Source organism: Halomonas sp. Cn5-12 (assembly GCF_021532545.1).
GTDB classification, from domain to species: Bacteria; Pseudomonadota; Gammaproteobacteria; order Pseudomonadales; family Halomonadaceae; genus Vreelandella; species Vreelandella aquamarina.
Genome location: NZ_JAKGAY010000010.1, coordinates 16,274 through 33,553, shown reverse-complemented (window position 1 = coordinate 33,553; position 17,280 = coordinate 16,274). Strand labels below are relative to the sequence as shown.

General features: G+C 57.2%; 15 protein-coding genes. 10 read left to right on the top strand and 5 right to left on the bottom strand.

Features of this window, described 5'->3' with window-relative positions:
- Window positions 1-31: 31 nt before the first annotated feature.
- Both L1249_RS07805 and L1249_RS07800 read right to left on the bottom strand, forming a co-directional pair.
- A complete protein-coding gene (locus L1249_RS07805; RefSeq protein WP_235253478.1) occupies window positions 32-643 on the bottom strand; it encodes a DUF3306 domain-containing protein in 612 nt (203 codons plus the stop codon).
- Window positions 640-1,080: a DUF3305 domain-containing protein gene (locus L1249_RS07800; protein ID WP_235253477.1), complete on the bottom strand. Its 441-nt coding sequence runs from the start codon at window positions 1,078-1,080 to the stop codon at window positions 640-642. The genes L1249_RS07805 and L1249_RS07800 overlap by 4 nt, the downstream gene beginning before the upstream one ends.
- 151 nt (window positions 1,081-1,231) lie before the next feature.
- Between L1249_RS07800 and L1249_RS07795 the strand changes: the two genes are divergently transcribed.
- From L1249_RS07795 to L1249_RS07775, 5 genes are read left to right on the top strand one after another with little or no spacing between them, the layout of a single operon-like run.
- Window positions 1,232-2,089 (top strand): formate dehydrogenase accessory sulfurtransferase FdhD, encoded by an 858-nt coding sequence (locus L1249_RS07795; protein ID WP_235253476.1) that lies wholly within the window; start codon window positions 1,232-1,234, stop codon window positions 2,087-2,089.
- Window positions 2,086-2,706: a molybdenum cofactor guanylyltransferase MobA gene (mobA, locus tag L1249_RS07790; protein ID WP_062360934.1), complete on the top strand. Its 621-nt coding sequence runs from the start codon at window positions 2,086-2,088 to the stop codon at window positions 2,704-2,706. The genes L1249_RS07795 and mobA overlap by 4 nt, the downstream gene beginning before the upstream one ends.
- On the top strand, window positions 2,703-3,956 hold the full coding sequence (gene moeA / locus L1249_RS07785; RefSeq protein WP_235253475.1) for a molybdopterin molybdotransferase MoeA: 1,254 nt from the start codon (window positions 2,703-2,705) through the stop codon (window positions 3,954-3,956). The genes mobA and moeA overlap by 4 nt, the downstream gene beginning before the upstream one ends.
- Window positions 3,953-4,945, top strand: a complete 993-nt coding sequence (gene moaA, locus L1249_RS07780) for a GTP 3',8-cyclase MoaA (protein WP_044630051.1) — start codon at window positions 3,953-3,955, stop codon at window positions 4,943-4,945. The genes moeA and moaA overlap by 4 nt, the downstream gene beginning before the upstream one ends.
- 3 nt (window positions 4,946-4,948) lie before the next feature.
- Window positions 4,949-5,977 (top strand): CobW family GTP-binding protein, encoded by a 1,029-nt coding sequence (locus L1249_RS07775; RefSeq protein ID WP_172416583.1) that lies wholly within the window; start codon window positions 4,949-4,951, stop codon window positions 5,975-5,977.
- Here L1249_RS07775 and L1249_RS07770 read toward each other — a convergent pair.
- The gene (locus tag L1249_RS07770; protein WP_228168743.1) at window positions 5,957-7,678 is read right to left on the bottom strand and encodes a putative bifunctional diguanylate cyclase/phosphodiesterase; all 1,722 of its coding nucleotides are present in this window, start codon (window positions 7,676-7,678) and stop codon (window positions 5,957-5,959) included. The genes L1249_RS07775 and L1249_RS07770 overlap by 21 nt on opposite strands.
- A gap of 378 nt (window positions 7,679-8,056) precedes the next feature.
- Here L1249_RS07770 and L1249_RS07765 point away from each other — a divergent pair, with 378 nt between their 5' ends.
- Entirely contained in the window at window positions 8,057-8,983 is a 927-nt protein-coding gene (locus L1249_RS07765; RefSeq protein ID WP_235253474.1) for a LysR family transcriptional regulator, read from the top strand.
- A gap of 41 nt (window positions 8,984-9,024) precedes the next feature.
- On the opposite strand, the gene L1249_RS07760 is transcribed toward L1249_RS07765, so the two are convergent.
- Window positions 9,025-10,542 carry an NCS1 family nucleobase:cation symporter-1 gene (locus tag L1249_RS07760; RefSeq protein ID WP_058578183.1) on the bottom strand — a complete coding sequence of 506 codons (1,518 nt, stop codon included), beginning with the start codon at window positions 10,540-10,542 and terminating at the stop codon, window positions 9,025-9,027.
- 620 nt (window positions 10,543-11,162) lie between these two features.
- Between L1249_RS07760 and L1249_RS07755 the strand changes: the two genes are divergently transcribed.
- From L1249_RS07755 to preA, 4 genes are read left to right on the top strand one after another with little or no spacing between them, the layout of a single operon-like run.
- The gene (locus L1249_RS07755; protein WP_058578145.1) at window positions 11,163-12,029 is read left to right on the top strand and encodes a nitrilase-related carbon-nitrogen hydrolase; all 867 of its coding nucleotides are present in this window, start codon (window positions 11,163-11,165) and stop codon (window positions 12,027-12,029) included.
- Between the two features lie 31 nt (window positions 12,030-12,060).
- Window positions 12,061-13,500, top strand: a complete 1,440-nt coding sequence (gene hydA / locus L1249_RS07750; protein WP_058578144.1) for a dihydropyrimidinase — start codon at window positions 12,061-12,063, stop codon at window positions 13,498-13,500.
- 40 nt (window positions 13,501-13,540) lie between these two features.
- On the top strand, window positions 13,541-14,920 hold the full coding sequence (locus L1249_RS07745) for an NAD(P)-dependent oxidoreductase (RefSeq protein ID WP_058578143.1): 1,380 nt from the start codon (window positions 13,541-13,543) through the stop codon (window positions 14,918-14,920).
- Window positions 14,917-16,260, top strand: a complete 1,344-nt coding sequence (gene preA / locus L1249_RS07740; protein ID WP_058578142.1) for an NAD-dependent dihydropyrimidine dehydrogenase subunit PreA — start codon at window positions 14,917-14,919, stop codon at window positions 16,258-16,260. The genes L1249_RS07745 and preA overlap by 4 nt, the downstream gene beginning before the upstream one ends.
- Before the next feature lie 18 nt (window positions 16,261-16,278).
- Here the strand turns inward: preA and L1249_RS07735 are convergent, their stop codons facing one another.
- A complete protein-coding gene (locus L1249_RS07735; protein ID WP_063610144.1) occupies window positions 16,279-17,226 on the bottom strand; it encodes a LysR family transcriptional regulator in 948 nt (315 codons plus the stop codon).
- Between the last annotated feature and the right edge of the window lie 54 nt (window positions 17,227-17,280).

Here is a 17,280-nt window from a genome sequence, read left to right as displayed (position 1 = left end):
CAGATTTACCTTAACTCACTGATTCAAAAAGCTAACCGTCTTTCTTTCGCTCTCCTAGAGCGTGATCAGAATAATCAGACTGGTCGTTTAGTGAGGCACTTTGTACAAAACTGTCATCACTTGTGCAAGCGCTGGTCTGATCCGAGGCGGGCGCAGGCGACGTCTCTTCCTGTGCTTTCTCCTTCTGCCCTGCGTCTTCCAGCTTCTCTAAGGTCTCTTCTGCCTTATTGGCCCAACGCCGCAGCTTGCCCGCCAGCTCGCTGGCCATGGGCTTTAACTGTTGAGTGTAGTCGGCGTCGTAATCATCCAAACCATCGCGCACATTGTAGTTACCGGTGGCCCAGAGCCTACGCAGGGCACGGCGGCGCAGCGCAGCACTGACGCCAGGCACCATAAAGGCGCTGAAGTCGCTGCCGGCAGGCAGAGTGTCTGGGTCGGGCAACGTGTGGTCCAGGCTGCCCGGTAGGGGCGGAGCTGCGGCCTCTTGCTCGTCTACCGCTGGGGAGGAGGCATCTATACCGTCAGACTCAGGCGCGTGCGTCTCCACCTCTAACTGAGGCTCTACCGGCTCCGCCGGCGGCCTGTCATCACTCTCATGTTCAATGCCGCGCTTTTTACGCGACCAGCGCTCCAAACGGCTCACTGTGGCTGCTCCTTGGTCGGGGTCTCTTTACTGCGCCCGGCCCCTTTGCGTTTTTTCTTGCGGGTTTCCATCGGCGCTTCACCGTGGCGCGCGAGATAGTGCTCTATCCACACCTGAATCGCCATCGGCATCGACGCTTCTAATACTTGCTGCTCGCCATCTAGCCAGCCCGCGGCCACATCCTGGCTGGCGGTGATGGCATCGGGTTTCGGGGTTTGCCCGGTGAACCCGGCACGCACGAACAGGCGCGGCGTCGGCGCGGTGAGGTTAAATCGATAGGCGGCTCGCTCGGTCATATAGAGCTGCAGGTTGAGTACGCACTCCCCTTCGTCCCCCGGCACTAGCTCTGCAATGCGCCACTGGGTCAGCGTGAAACTGCGCACCTGCTTGGGCTCGGCGACTAAGGTAACGCTTAATGCGCGTAAACTATCACTCATGGGTTTCACCACCTTAGACCTTGAACGGGTAGACAAGTAAGCCTTTTGAGCGTCATCATCGTCAACTCAGACTATTTTACTCAACTATTATGATCTTGTGCGCCGTGTTTGCGTCAGCCACACAGCGTTTTGGTATCAGTGAGGATTGCGGATGCCCGCCCTTCAGTTAAGCCGAGCCCGCTTACCGGCCACGACCACCATTGATGTCATGGATGCCTACGGCGACACCCGCCCCCAGGCCATTGCCGCCGAGCGTGCACTCACGGTGTATCTTAACAAGCGTGAAATTGTCACCCTGATGACGCTGGGCGATGACCCCGAAGCCTTAGTGGTGGGCTATTTACGCAACCAGGGGCTTTTGAGAAGCGCAGAGGACTTAACCGCCGTTCAAGTCGATTGGGAGGTAGAGGCGGCAGTGATCGTCACTCGTCACCTGCCGGATGACTTGGAAGCGCGCCTTAGCACGCGCACTGTCACAACGGGCTGCGGCCAGGGCACTGTGTTTGGTAAACTGTTAGAGCAAACTTCTCTCACAGCGCTGCCTGAGACACCGCTGGCCCAATCGACGCTCTATCAACTGTTGACCAATTTGAACACCTATAACGACACCTACCGCAGCGCGGGCGCGGTACACGGCTGCGCGCTGTGCCACCAAGCTCAGGTGATGGATTTCGTCGAAGACGTGGGCCGCCACAACGCCGTGGACACACTGGCGGGTCGCCAGTGGCTTAACCAAGCTGATAGCCGTAGCGCCGATATTTTCTACACCACGGGCCGGCTAACATCGGAAATGGTGCTAAAAGTCGCGCAAATGGGCATTAGCGTACTGGTATCGCGTTCAGGCGTGACACAAAAAGGCGTAGAGCTGGCCGAGCGTTTCGGCGTGATGCTGATTGCCCGTGCGAAGGGCAAAGGCTTCCAAGCTATTAACGCCGCTGGCCGCTTGACGCTGGACGCGATTCCCCCCAAGCCTCCGAGCGCGCGCTCGTCCAAGGAGGCAGGCATATGATCGCCAAGCACGAACTGACTGGCATGATCCTCGCGGGCGGAGAAGGCCGTCGCATGGGTGGCCGTGATAAGGGCCTAGAGCCATTTGCCGGACTGCCGCTGGTGGCACACACCGTCAAGCGTTTCGAAGGCCAGGTACATGAGCTGGTGATTAACGCCAACCGTAATAGCGATGCGTATGCGCTGTTTGCCGACCGTGTGATTGAAGATGCCGAAGGCGGCTTTAAAGGCCCGCTGATGGGTATTTACAGCGGCCTGCGTGCGGCTCAAACTCCGTGGCTGCTGGTCGCACCCTGCGACTCCCCTGCGCTGCCCCACGATTTGGTGGCGCGCATGGTCGCAGGTATTACTCACGAGGGTGTCGAGCACGATATCGCCGTGGCGTTTGATGGCGAGCGCCTGCACCCCGTCGTCGCGCTGCTACGTACGTCGCTGGCTGACGACTTAGCGGCCACCCTGGCCGAAGGCGAGCGTAAAATCGATCGCTGGTACGCGCGCCACGCATGGTGCCGGGTGGATATGTCTGACTGCCCTGAAGCGTTCGCCAACCTCAATACCGAAGAGGAGAAAGCCCGCTTGGAGCTGGCACTGACAACGCCTTCCCAGGAGACGCCATGAGCCTGTCGTGTTTTGAACTGGGCGAGCAGATGCTCAGCGTCGATGCCGCCCGTGATGCGCTGATGACGCTGGTTGAGAAATCGGTAGCGGTAGAACAGGTGGCACTAGCTAGCGCCTACGGACGCAGGCTGGCGATTGATATCACTGCGCCTATTAACGTGCCACAGAATACCAATGCGGCGATGGATGGCGTTGCCTTATCCTGGCCAAAGCAGCCGCCCTTTCAAACCCAATGGCCTGTTGCGGGCGATGCCTTCGCCGGGCAAGCGTTTGAGGGTGAGGTGCCCTCTGGCCAGTGCGTACGCATCACCACCGGCGCGCCGCTGCCCAGCGGCACCGATACGGTGATTATGCGTGAGCAGCTCATTGAGGGTGACGACAGTGTCACCATCGATGCGCCAGAGCGGGTCAGTTTTGGGCAGCACGTACGCCAAGCCGGGGAGGATATTGCCAAAGGGGCCGTTGCATTGACGGCGGGCACACGGCTGGATGCTGCCAGCATGGGGCTGATTGCTTCATTAGGCCATGCCACCATCGACGTCTATCAGCGTCCAAAGGTAGCGATCTTCTCCACCGGCAACGAAGTCACGCCGCCGGGAGAGCCGCTCCCCAGTGCCGGAATTTACGACACCAATCGCTTCACTCTGATCGGCATGCTTAGCGAGCAAGGGGCCGAAGTGGTGGATTTAGGTATTCTGCCCGACGACCCGCGCGCTATTGAGCAAGCGCTTGCGGAAGCAGCGGCGCAGTGTGACCTTGTGATTACCAGCGGCGGCGTATCCGTGGGCCACGCGGACTACACCCGCGCTGCGCTGGAAAAGCTCGGACGGCTGGCCTTTTGGCGGGTGGCGCTACGCCCTGGCCGCCCGATGGCCTGCGGCCAACTGAGCGACTCCCGCACACCGTTTGTGGGGCTACCCGGTAATCCAGTGGCGGTGATGGTTACTTTCAGCCAGTTTGTGGTGCCGCTTTTGCAACGGCTGCAGGGGCAACTGCCTTCTCCGCCCTTACGACTCACAGCGATTGCCCAAACACCGCTAAAAAGCCGCCTGAAGCGCACCGACTTTCTGCGTGGCATTTATACTTGTGATGAGCAGGGCGTGCTACATGTGCGCAGCACAGATGCCCAGGGCTCGGGTATTTTGACTTCCATGGTGATGGCCAACTGTTTGATTGAACTTGGCGGTGACCAGGCAGACGCACAGCCAGGCGAGGCGGTCTGCATTCAACCGATAACGAGCTGGCAATGACCGAACAACTGATTGACGATTTTGGCCGCCGTGTCCGCTATGTACGCATCTCCGTGACGGACCGCTGCGACTTCCGATGCGTGTACTGCATGAGCGAGGAGATGACGTTTCTCCCCCGCGCGCAAGTGCTCACGCTGGAAGAGCTTGCCATGGTGGCGCGCGCCTTCACCGAGCTTGGCGTCGAGAAGATCCGCCTGACCGGCGGCGAACCGCTAGTGCGCAAAGGGATTGAGCAACTGGTGGACGAGATTGGCGCCCTACCGGGGCTGGACGATTTCACCATGACCACCAACGGCGCCAGCCTGCGCAAGCACGCCAAGCGGCTGTATGACGGCGGCCTGCGTAGGCTCAATATCAGCCTCGACTCCCTCAACCCCGAGCGCTTTAAACAGCTGACGCGCACCGGCGACTTAGCCAAGGTGATCGACGGCATTCACGCCGCCAAAGAGGCGGGCTTCAAGCGCATCAAGCTAAACGCGGTGATCTTGAAGGGGCGCAACGAAGACGAAGTGCTCGACTTGGTGACCTTTGCCCGTCAGGAGGGCCTCGATATTAGCTTTATCGAGGAGATGCCGCTGGGCGATGTGTCGGACCACTCCCGGGCAGAGACCTTCTACTCCAGCGACGACGTTCAGGCGTTGATCGAAACACGCTACCCGCTGATGCCCACCACAGAGAGCACACCAGGGCCGTCGCGTTACTTCAAAATGGCCGACAGCGACAGCCGGGTGGGCTTTATCTCGCCCCATAGCCATAACTTCTGCGATAGCTGCAACCGCGTACGGGTCACCGTGGAAGGCCGCCTGCTGCTCTGCCTGGGTAATGAGCACTCGGTGGACCTGCGCGCCGTATTGCGCCGCCATCCTGGCGATATGCAGGCGCTCAAAACCGCCATTATTAACGCCCTACCGCTTAAGCCCGAACGCCACCACTTCACCACCGATGGCGACGTGCAGGTGGTGCGCTTTATGAACATGACCGGAGGTTAACCGTTGGCAGCCGCTTCACGCGTTCCCGTTCACATCGTCACCGGCTTTTTAGGTAGCGGCAAAACCACGCTTATCCACAGCCTGATCGAGCAAAAGCCTGTGGATGAGAAGTGGGCGATTTTGGTCAACGAATTTGGTCAGATCGGCATTGATCAAGCGATGTTTGATGCGCGCGATGATGTGGTAGTGAAAGGGCTGCCCGGCGGCTGCCTATGCTGCCAGCTGGCGTTTGTGCTTCAGGCGGCGCTGGTTAATTTATTGGCGCGCAGCAAGCCCGATCGGGTGATTATCGAGCCATCGGGCCTTGGCCATCCGGCGGGGTTATTAGATTTACTGCGCGGCGAGGCGTTTCAAGACGTGGTGACGGTGCAAGATATCATCGCCACACTTGACCCACGCCGATTGGATGAAGCCCGCGTGCGTGAGCACGACACGTTTCAGGACCAGCTCCACATGGCCGACGCCATCGCCATCACCATGGGCGAGCAGGCAAGCAGCGCCCAGCATCAACAAGCGCAGCAGTTTATCGGCACGCTATGGCCGGCCCGTAAATGGGTGTACACCGTTGAGGAAGGGGTGCTGCCGGTGTCGCTCATCTTGGACAGCGGCCAGGCGCGCCAACAAGATCAGCCTGCGATGCCTGCCGAGCATCAGGCTCTGGCAGCCAGCCCTAGCCTAGAGGGGGCTTTTTTCGATTTTCCGCCCCCTGCTGGCCAGCCCCAACAGCAAACCGCCACTGCCCTGGGTTACACCAGTACGGGCCTGCGCTGGCACCCTACCGAGCGATTCGGCCTCGACCATCTCGCCCATTGTATTGGCGAGCTGCCCGCTACGGCGCGGGTAAAGGGAGTGTTCCACACCACCGACGGCTGGAAACGGTTCAACCGCGCGGATGGCGCCCTGAGCGTTGCCAGCAGCGCTTGGCGGCAAGACTCGCGGCTTGAGGTGATTACCCCCGAGAGCTTTGAGCACGCCGCGCTGATCGCGGCGTTACTCATCAAGCTGCATGCCTCAAGCGTAGGACTGAGCTAGCACGGCTGCTTCAATGTCATTAACGGACACCGGCCGTCCGAACAGATAGCCCTGAAAGGCGTGACAGCCATGGGCCATCAGCCACGCCTGCTGCGCTTCCACTTCCACCCCCTCGGCAATCACATCCAGGTTTAAGCTCTTCGCCAGGGCAATGGTACTTTCCACAATCGCCGCGTTTGCTTTGCTCTCGAGCACTTGCTGCACAAAGGATTGGTCAATTTTCAGCTGGTCCAACGGCAGTTGGGCCAAGTAAGCCAGCGACGAGTAGCCGGTGCCGAAGTCGTCCAGCGAGAAACGAACGTCCAAGGCTTTTAGACTGAGCATTTTATCGCGTGCATCGTCACGCGCCTCTACAAACAGCGTTTCAGTGACTTCTAATTTCAGCTGCTCTAGCGGCGCTTGAGTGCGCTGAAATACCTGCTCGACCCGCTGCAGAAAGTTGTTCTCGCGGAATTGTAGTGGGCTGATGTTCACCGAAATCGTGAGCCTATTCAGCAGCGGCGAACCTGCCCACTGGGCTAACTGCTGGCAAGCCTCTTCCAGCACCCACTCCCCGACATCATTAATCAGCCCTGTGCTCTCTAGCAGCGGTATAAACTCGCCCGGCGAGACTAACCCACGCTCATGGTGCTGCCAGCGCAGTAGGGCTTCAACGCCTATTAATCTACCCCGACGATCAACCTGAGGTTGGTAATGCAGCCGCCATTGCTGATGCTCAAGCGCTTGGCGAAGCTCCGACTCTAGTTTTACCTTAGCTAGCAGTTTTGCCTGCATGGAAGGGTCAAAAAAGCGCACTGCTCGTCGGCCGCTGGCTTTCGCTTGAGAAAGTGCCATATCTCCCTGTTGAAGGTAGTCGTCTGCGCTGCGCTGGCTATCTGCGATGATCGTAATACCTACGCTAGCGGTGACTAACGCACTCTCTTCCCCCACGCTGATCGGCTCATCCAGCGCCGCCAGCAGCTTATACGCGATATGTTCAGCCAGTTGCTGAGTTTGCCGTGGGCTACCATCAATCCCTTCAATCAGCACCGCAAACTCGTCGCTTCCCAACCTTGCCAAGGTGTCAGTATCTCGCAGCATTCGCCCAAAGCGCCGGGCAACACTTTGCAACAGCTGGTCGCCCGCATGGTGGCCTAGGGTATCGTTAACATGATTAAAGTTATCAATATCGATCAGGATTAACGCGCCGCAGCGCTGATGGCGGTTCAGCTCTTTTAGCGCTGTGCCAATACGGTCAATAAACAGCCGCCGGTTAGCGAAACCCGTAATGGGGTCATAAAAAGCAAGCTGGTGGATCTCCTGCTCGGCCGCCTTGCGCTCACTGATATCACTCATCGTGGCAACGTAGTTCGTGAGGTTACCGTCGGCATCATACACTGCACTAATCGTCAGCCACTCAGGGAACAGCTCGCCGTTTTTACGCTGATTCCAGATCTCTCCTTCCCAGTTACCCGTTGCCATAACGCTACGCCACAGCCGACGATAAAACGCAGCGTTATGGTGGCCGGAACTAAACATACGCGGGTTTTTGCCAATCACCTCCTCATCGCTGTAACCGGTAATACGCTTAAAAGTATCATTAACCTTCAGAATATTGCCCCGCGCATCGGTCACCATAATGCCTAAATGCGCCTGGAATGCCGCAGCGGCGATTTGCAGTTCAACCTCGGCTTGCTTCGCGTCGGTAATATCGCGGGTCACAGAAAGCACTCCTTCAAAGTATTTTGCTTTGCTTGCCAAGGGGCTAACAGTGGCATGAAAGTAACGTTGCTGTTGGCCTAGCATTAGCGGGTATTCAAACGTCGCCACCTGACGGGTTTGCTGAACTTGATGAAAGATGGCGTCAAAGGTGTTTGCCAACGCGGGGGGGAAACACCTGCTGATAGTGCAATCCTAGCGCTTGCTGGCTACCCAAGAGTAGCTTGTCCTTTACGATGGCATGGATAACAGTGGAAGATACACCACCGCGACTCTATGGGCGCAATGCCAGATAGTGACGCTTCGCTTTTTTGATGTATATCAATTTTTTGTTAAACGCAATGCAGCAACCCCCTCTTTTTTCCTGATCAAGAGACAGTTATGGCATCACTAGGCCAAATGAGCGACTACGAAATACGCCTGATCCGCATTTTTAAGACGGTCGTTGAGTGCGGCGGTTTTACCGCTGCGGAAACCACCTTGGGGATTAGTCGCTCGGCCATTAGCCAGCATATGAACGACCTGGAGGGGCGTCTGGGGTTTTCCCTATGTCAGCGAGGACGCGGCGGATTCAGCCTAACAGAAGAGGGGAAAGAGATTTATCAGGCAGGGCTAACGCTGCTTACGGCGCTGGAGACCTTTAAAAGTGACGTTAACGCGCTGCATCACACTATCAAAGGCGAATTGAATATCGGTATTACCGATAACCTCGTCACGCTACCCGCCATGGATGTGACCCATGCATTGGCAGCACTCACCGCCCCTCATCACGAGGTAACGGTCCATATTCATATGGAGCCATCGGACGCGGTGATTCGCGGCGTGATGGATGGTCACCTACACGTGGGCGTCGTGCCCGCCGTGAACCTGCCCACCAGCCTGGAAACACGCTTGCTCTACGAGGAGCCCTCTTACCTATACTGCTCCGCTGGCCACCCGCTGTTCAGCGTACCCGACAACGCCGAGAGCGCCGCCCAGCTTGCTCGATACCCGGCCATTCGACCCCGCTACCCGCTTCCAGAGAGCGCACGTCAGGCCCACGAAGCGCTCAACCTACAGGCTTCTGCCTCGGACCGAGAAGGGGCCGCCTTTCTGATTTTGACCGGACGCTTTATGGGCTTTCTACCCGAACATGTCGCCGAGCAGTGGGTGGCAGCTGGCAAGATGCGCGCGCTTCACACCGCTACTCAGCACTACCGCATCCCGTTTGTACTGATTACCCGCCATGACCGCCGCCCCAACCGCGTGGTGGATGCGTTTTTGGGGTTTATCAGTGGGGGGGGGCTAAGCCTGACAAAGCTCGGCTAATTGCCGAGCTTTGTCATACAGCCACTATCATCGACAGCCGATCAGGATTGCTCTGTCACCTCGCTGGCCATCACTGGCGCAGGCCCCGCCTTTGGAGATGACGCCAATACCTGGCTTGCGACGTAGTAAACAATCGCCCCCAGCGCGGAGCCAGTGAACCAGCCGTAGTCATAGAACCAGTTCATCGTGCCGGTTAACAGTGACAGTAAGGTCAGCACAACAGGAACCCCGAAAGCGATAAAACCGGCCATGTTGACCGCAGGATAGGCGTGACTATCCAGGTACAGGCTGGGTACATCCAGGCGCTGCTTTTTAATCAGGAAGTAGTCCACCGCCATAATGCCCGCAATGGGGCCTAACAGACTGGAGTAACCCAGCAGCCAATTGGAGTACATCTGCTCAAGAGACACTCCAGGAGGAATGATGCCTGCCTTTTGTAACAGGTCATAGCCCATCAGCAGCACTCCCACCGCACCGGTTATCAGCACGCCACGCGTCTGGTTGATCACTTTTGGCGCTATGTTCTGAAAATCATTGGTAGGTGAGACGATATTAGAAGCGGTGTTGGTCGAAATAGTGGCAATAATGATCAATAACATCGCCATAATGACCCAGAAGGGGCTGTCGATATAACCGATTAACCTCACCGGATCTGCAACGGTTTGCCCTACTAGCGATTCAGACGCAGCGGTTAGCACAACCCCAAGGGCAGCAAAGAAGAACATCGTCAGCGGTAGACCAATAATTTGACCTGCAATTTGATCTTTTTGGCTTTTGGCAAAGCGGCTGAAGTCAGGAATATTTAGTGAGAGAGTCGCCCAAAAACCCACCATGGCGGTCAAACCGGCAAAGAAATAACCATAAACGGAAGCCCCCTCAGGGCGCGATGGCGGTTGAGCCAGCAGCTCGGTCATCGACATATGCGGCCACGCCCACATCATCAGGCCAACGCCTACGGCCAACAGCAGCGGTGCAGCCAGCGTTTCCAGCCACTTAATCGACTCCGCTCCGCGAATGACCACATACAGGTTCATCGCGCCGAAAACAAAAAAGCCAATCACCTCCCCCACGCCACCCAAAGCAGCCCAGGCAGGAATTAGCTCCGACAGCAGCAAATGGATAGCTAAACCACCAAACATGGTTTGAATGCCGAACCAGCCGCAGCCCACCAGCGCACGTACTAGGCACGGCACATTCGAGCCCAAAATACCGAAGGATGAGCGCAATACCACCGGAAAAGGAATCCCGAACTTAGTGCCAGGAAAGGCATTCAGCGTCAGTGGAATCAGTACGATGACGTTGGCCAGCAGGATGGCAAAGAGCGCCTCCCCCACGCTCAAGCCGAAGTAGGCGGTTAGCACCCCACCCAGCGTATACGTGGGCACGCAGATCGACATCCCCACCCATAGCGCCGCGATATTCCACTTACTCCAGGTACGCTCACTTGCCTGGGTAGGTGCAATATCTTTATTGAAGCGGGGACTATTACGCACGTCCTCACCAACATTAAGTTCAATCAACCCCTCTCTGTCTACCATCTGGGTTCTTGAGCCAGTCATTTTATTCTCCTCAGCAGCGACATTGCCGACCGCAGGTACGGGTTCAGCTTTTGTCGCAGCAATAAGCATGCCTAAACTGAAGACAGGATCGTTAACTTATTGAACAAAAAGCTGACTTGATCGACAGATAGGCAGTCACTACCTACGCGCTTGTTATTGTTTTCGCCAATGTATAGCAAACCCACTAAAAACCTTAGTTCGTTAAAAAAATATTGCACCATAAAAGCACCATAAAAAGTGCACAAACCAGTCAATGAAAAATCAAATTACTGATTTTAAAAGAATTTAAAAACCACCAAATATGTGCAAACACTCACTAAATTAGCAAAAAAAGATCACATAAAAAATAAAAACAAATAAAATCAATTGGTTAATAGATAGCCGCACACCCCATAAAAAAACCTTGAAAAGTGACTACGTAAAGGTCTATGTTCAAAAAGCTGTCAAATATGACAACTTTTACTCATAACAATAAACATTTGGCTTTAAGCCGATGTCACTACACGCCAAGCGACCGCCGTATTTGCTAATCCGTATTAGCAATACATGGTTTTACCTGACCGTTAATCACCGTTATGCGCTAGCAGACGGTTGGTGCGTATGACACGAGAGGGCTTTGTATGCAGAAGATGAAAATCGGCCTGGTTCAAATGGGCCTAAAAACCAGTACCGACCTGGAACCCGCCGCTATTCGAGACACAATGAACGAAGCGCATCTGCCGCTGATAAAACAAGCCGCTGAACAAGGTGTGCAAGTACTGTGCTTCCAGGAAGTGTTTAATCAACCCTACTTTTGCCCCAGCCAGGACAGCAAATGGTACGCCGCTGCCGAGCGGGTGCCGGAAGGCCCCACCTGCCAGATGATGCAGAAGCTCGCCGCCGAACACCGTATGGTGATCATCGTCCCTATCTATGAAGAGACCGAGACCGGCGTTTACTACAACACGGCAGCGGTGTTCGACGCTGACGGTAGCTATCTGGGCAAATACCACAAAACACACATTCCCCAAGTGGCTGGCTTTTGGGAAAAATTCTTCTTTAAGCCTGGCCAATCTAACTGGCCGGTGTTCGATACCGCCTACGGCAAGATCGGCGTGTATATCTGCTATGACCGCCACTTCCCTGAAGGCTGGCGAGCACTGGCCCTTAACGGTGCCGAAGTGATCTTCAACCCCTCCGCGACTGTGGCCGGGCTATCCCAATATTTATGGGAGCTTGAACAACCCGCCTCGGCCGCCGCTAACGGCTGCTTCATCGCTGCCATCAACCGCGTGGGCAGCGAAGCGCCTTGGAATATCGGCGACTTTTACGGCTCCAGCTACATCGTTAACCCACGCGGCAAAATCGAAGCCCAGGCCAGCGAAACGGAAGACGAGCTGCTGGTACACGAGATCGATTTAGACATGGTGCGCGAGGTGCGCAACAACTGGCAGTTCTTCCGTGACCGCCGCCCGGAAACCTACACCCGCTTAACCGACGGCGAATAAGCCCCTCAGTCAATTATCCCAGGAGTGAATCATGAGTTTATTGATCAAGGGCGGCACCGTCGTCACCCACGCCGACACCCACCGCGCTGACGTGCTCTGCGTCGATGGAAAAATCCACGCCATTGGCACCGATTTAGACGTGCCGGAAGGCTGCGAGATTGTCGATGCCAGCCACCAATTGGTGATGCCCGGCGGTATCGACCCCCACACCCATATGCAGATGCCGTTTATGGGTGCGGTGGCCAGCGAAGATTTCTACACCGGCACCGCCGCGGCTATGGCAGGGGGCACCACGACCATCATCGACTTTGTGATCCCAAGCCCCGGCCAGTCGCTGCTGGAAGCGTTTAACACCTGGCAAGGCTGGGCCGAAAAAGCCGCCACCGATTTCGCTTTCCACGTGGCGATTACCTGGTGGGATGAGAGCGTCAAAGAAGAGATGGGGACGCTGGTGCGGGAGCACGGCGTTAACAGCTTCAAGCACTTCATGGCCTACAAGGGCGCGATCATGGCCACCGACGATATCCTGGTGGAGAGTTTTTCCCGCTGCTTGGAGCTGGGTGCAGTACCCACCGTTCACGCAGAAAACGGCGAGCTGGTCTACCACATGCAGCAAAAGCTGCTCGCCCAGGGGATGACCGGGCCAGAAGCGCATCCGCTTTCCCGACCACCTCAGGTGGAAGGCGAAGCCGCCAGCCGGGCGATTCGTATTGCCAGCACCCTGGGGGCGCCGGTTTATTTGGTACACGTTTCCACCAAGGACGCGGTGGACGAAATCGCCTACGCCCGCCAGCAGGGCCACCCGGTATTTGGCGAGTGCTTAGCGGGCCATCTAGTGATCGACGACAGCGTTTATCAAAACCCCGACTGGGCAACGGCGGCTGCCCATGTGATGAGTCCGCCCTTCCGCCCTAAGGGTCATCAGGAAGCGCTGTGGCACGGCCTTCAATCTGGAAACCTGCAAACCACCGCCACCGACCACTGCTGCTTCTGCGAAGAGCAAAAGGCCGCTGGGAAAGATGACTTCACCAAGATCCCCAACGGCACCGCAGGCGTGGAAGACCGCCTGGCCGTGCTGTGGGACGAAGGCGTGAATACCGGCAAGCTATCGCCCCAAGAGTTTGTCGCGGTCACCTCTACCAATACCGCCAAAATCTTCAACCTCTACCCGCGCAAGGGGGCGATCCAAGTGGGCTCCGATGCTGACATCGTGGTGTGGGACCCGAACGGTACGCGCACGATCTCCGCGAAAACTCACCATCAGAACGTCGACTTCAACATCTTCGAGGGCAAAACGGTGCGCGGCATTGCTCGCCACACCATTAGCCAGGGCAAGTGGACATGGCGGGACGGTGAACTCCATGCCGAGCGCGGCGCAGGGCGCTACTTAAAGCGCCCCGCCTACCCCGGCGTGTTCGAGCTGCTCGCAAAACGTGCCGAGCTGAATGCACCCGTGGCGGTAACTCGCTAATCCCAGCACCTACGAAGAACAGAGCAATGGAGAAACGACCGTGACCCATTCACTTGATCATCTGCCCAGCGCAAAAGAGGTCGGCACCTACGACCCAGCGACGTTGGCGCATAATTTCAGCGACCTTCACCCGCCGCTGACGCCACGCCAGGCCATCATTGAAAGCCAGCGCTGCCTCTACTGCTTTGACGCGCCCTGCGTCGAGGCCTGCCCGTCGGATATTGATATACCGAGCTTCATCCGCCAAATCAGTGAAAACAACATTAATGGCGCAGCGGAAACCATTCTGAAAGCCAATATCCTCGGCGGCAGCTGCGCCCGCGTATGCCCCACCGAAATTCTCTGCGAACGTAGCTGCGTGCGTAACCACGACGCCGAGTGCCAGCCGGTGCTGATTGGTCTGCTCCAGCGCCACGCCACCGATCATATGCAGTTTGAGAGCCACCCGTTTAAGCGCGCCGCCAGCACTGGCCGCCACATCGCCGTGGTAGGTGCCGGGCCTGCGGGGCTCTCCTGTGCGCATCGTCTTGCCATGCTGGGCCATCAGGTGACGATTTTTGAGGCCGAGCAAAAACCCGGCGGGCTCAACGAGTATGGTATCGCCCGCTACAAAATGACCGATGACTTTGCCCGTAAAGAAGTCGAGTTCTTACTGGAAGTCGGCGGCATCGACCTTCAGTACGGCCAGCGCCTGGGCGACAACCTTACCCTCGACACCCTGCGCCAGCAGTACGACAGCGTATTCCTGGGTTTGGGGCTAGGGGCCAGCCGTACGCTGGGACTAACCGGCGAGGATGCACCGGGCCTGATGCCTGCGGTGGACTACATTAAAACCCTGCGCCAGACCGATGACCTGGGCAGCTTGGCCGTGGCCAAGCGCTGCATCGTGATTGGCGCGGGTAACACCGCGATCGATATGGCCACGCAAATGGCGCGGCTGGGCGCGGCTGAGGTCACGCTGGTGTATCGCCGTGGCGTTGAGGCGATGTCCGCCACCGACCATGAACAGGAGATCGCCAAAGCCAACGGCGTACGCATGATCACCTGGGCGCAGCCCGACGAGATTCTGCTGAATGAGCAAGGGCAGGTGGCAGGCATGCGCTTTGCCAAGACTCAGGAGCAGGCGGGCCAATTAACGGCCACCGGAGACACCTTCGAAATTGCTGGGAATGCCATCTTCAAGGCCATCGGACAGGGCTTCGCTGGCGAAAGCCTGCGCGACGCCACTGCCGCGGAGCTTGCCCGCGACGGCGAGCGCATTCACGTCAATGAGATGTTCCAAACCTCTCTGCCCAACGTTTACGCCGGAGGCGACTGTGTGAAACCTGGTCAGGACCTCACCGTACAAGCCGTGCAGCACGGCAAGCTGGCGGCTCACGCCATCCATCAATCGCTCGCCGCCCAGCAGGAGGCCGCATGAACACTACGCCTTTCAACACCCTCTCTTTTCCAGGCAAGAAAAACAGCGGCGACAGCGTGGTGAACGGCGTTGATCTGTCGGTGAATTTTGCTGGTATCAAAGCCCCGAACCCGTTCTGGCTGGCCTCGGCCCCACCCACCGACAAAGCCTATAACGTCGTGCGTGCCTATGAAGCGGGCTGGGGCGGCGTGGTGTGGAAAACCCTTGGCGAAGAGCCTGCGGCAGTCAACGTCTCCTCCCGCTACTCCGCTCACTACGGCAAAAACCGCGAGGTCATCGGCTTTAACAATATCGAGCTGATTACCGACCGTTCGCTGGAGATTAACCTTAAAGAGATCACCCAGGTGAAGAAGGATTGGCCCGACCGGGCGCTAATCGTCTCCATCATGGTGCCCTGTAACGAGGAAGCCTGGGCGTACATCTTGCCGCTGGTAGAAGCCACCGGTGCAGACGGGATTGAGCTCAACCTGGGCTGCCCTCACGGCATGCCGGAACGCGGCATGGGCGCGGCGGTGGGCCAAAACCCGGATCTGATCGAAAAAGTCACCTACTGGTGTAAGAAGCATTACTCCAAACCGGTGATCGTCAAACTCACCCCCAACATTACCGATATTCGCGTGGGTGCCCAGGCGGCGCTACGTGGCGGCGCGGATGCGGTCTCGCTGATCAACACCATCAATTCCATCACCAGCATCGACCTGGACAACATGGTCGCCAAGCCCACCGTAGGCCACCAGAGCACCCACGGCGGCTACTGCGGCAGCGCGGTGAAACCCATCGCCCTGAACATGGTGGCAGAAATTGCCCGTGACCCAGCCACACCCACGCTACCTATTTCCGGCATCGGCGGTATTTCCACCTGGCGGGATGCGGCGGAATTTATCGCCCTGGGCGCAGGCAGCGTGCAGGTGTGCACCGCTGCCATGCTCAACGGTTTTAGGATTGTAGAGGAGATGAAAGACGGCCTCTCCCGCTGGATGGCAGAAAAAGGCTACGACTCCATTGAGGCGTTTTCCCGCAAGGCGGTGCCGCACACCACCGACTGGAAGCATCTGGATATCAACTTCAAGACCATCGCCCATATTAACCAGGATTTGTGCATCGACTGCGGCCGCTGCTATATCGCCTGCGAAGACACCTCTCACCAGTCGATTGCCAAACTCACCGAGCAGGACGGCGCACGCCGCTACGAGGTCATCGAAGACGAGTGCGTGGGCTGCAACCTGTGCCAAATCACCTGCCCCGTAGAGAACTGCATCACCATGGTGCCTCAGGAAACCGGCAAACCCTTCCTCGCCTGGGATAACGACCCGCGTAACCCCTTCCGTGTCGCTTCATAACCACCCAGGATGATCACTCTAACGACCGCCTCCTTTATAGGAAGCGGTCGCATTTCCACTTTCAAAACGTACGCGTAGGAAGGCAGCATGCTCTCGGACTAGTTCCAGCATGGCGGTCGCTGCTGCAGAAGGTGAGCCACGCGAGGGAGTAATAATGCCTAATGACCGCGGAACGTGTGGGGCCGTTAAAGGCCGCCAGCCTATGCCCTCCGCGGAAATCTGGCGAAAGCTGAGTGAAGGGAGCGCAGCCACCCCTAAACCTGCGGCCACCATCCGTCCGGCGGTGCCAATTTGGCTGACTTCACACATCAAATCCATTTCAAGGCTCAGCTCTTTTAAGACGCTCTCTATCGCAGCACGCGTGCTCGACAAGCGACTCACGCCGATAATGGGGTAGCGCAGTAGCGCCTCCCAAGGCACGGTGTCCATAGCTAATAAGGGGTGCCCATCCGGACATACCGCGACAAAGTAGTCTTCTACAAGCGGCTCAAAATGGGTTGCTTCTGCGCGCAGCGGCTGTACCGATAGCCCAATATCGGCCCGATGATCGCTAACAAGATCATCTACCTGGGAGGCTAATACATCGTGAACGCTGATGGCGATATTAGGAAATCGACGCCGATAGTCGGCGAGCACGGTCGGCAAAAATCCCGCCGCTAATGTCGGCAGCGCGGCGAGCGTTATTTTGCCTCTCTGTTTATTGAACAGCTCTCCCAGATCGCCCAGCGCCTCATCCCAATCGCCAATCAGCCGTCTAGCCGTGGGCAGAAAGAACTTTCCTTCCGGAGTGAGCTGTACGCCTCGCGGCGAGCGATTAAACAGGACACCGCCAACACACTCCTCCAATTTTCGAATAGCAATACTCAAGGCTGGCTGCGACATGTGCAGGCGCTCGGACGCCTCAACGAAGCTGCCGAACTCGGCAATCGCCACAAAGGCTTTTAGTTGTCGGATTGAAGGCTGCATAAATAAAGTAAAAGTCTCGTTCGTATAATTATATTAGACAAATACTAGCAGGCT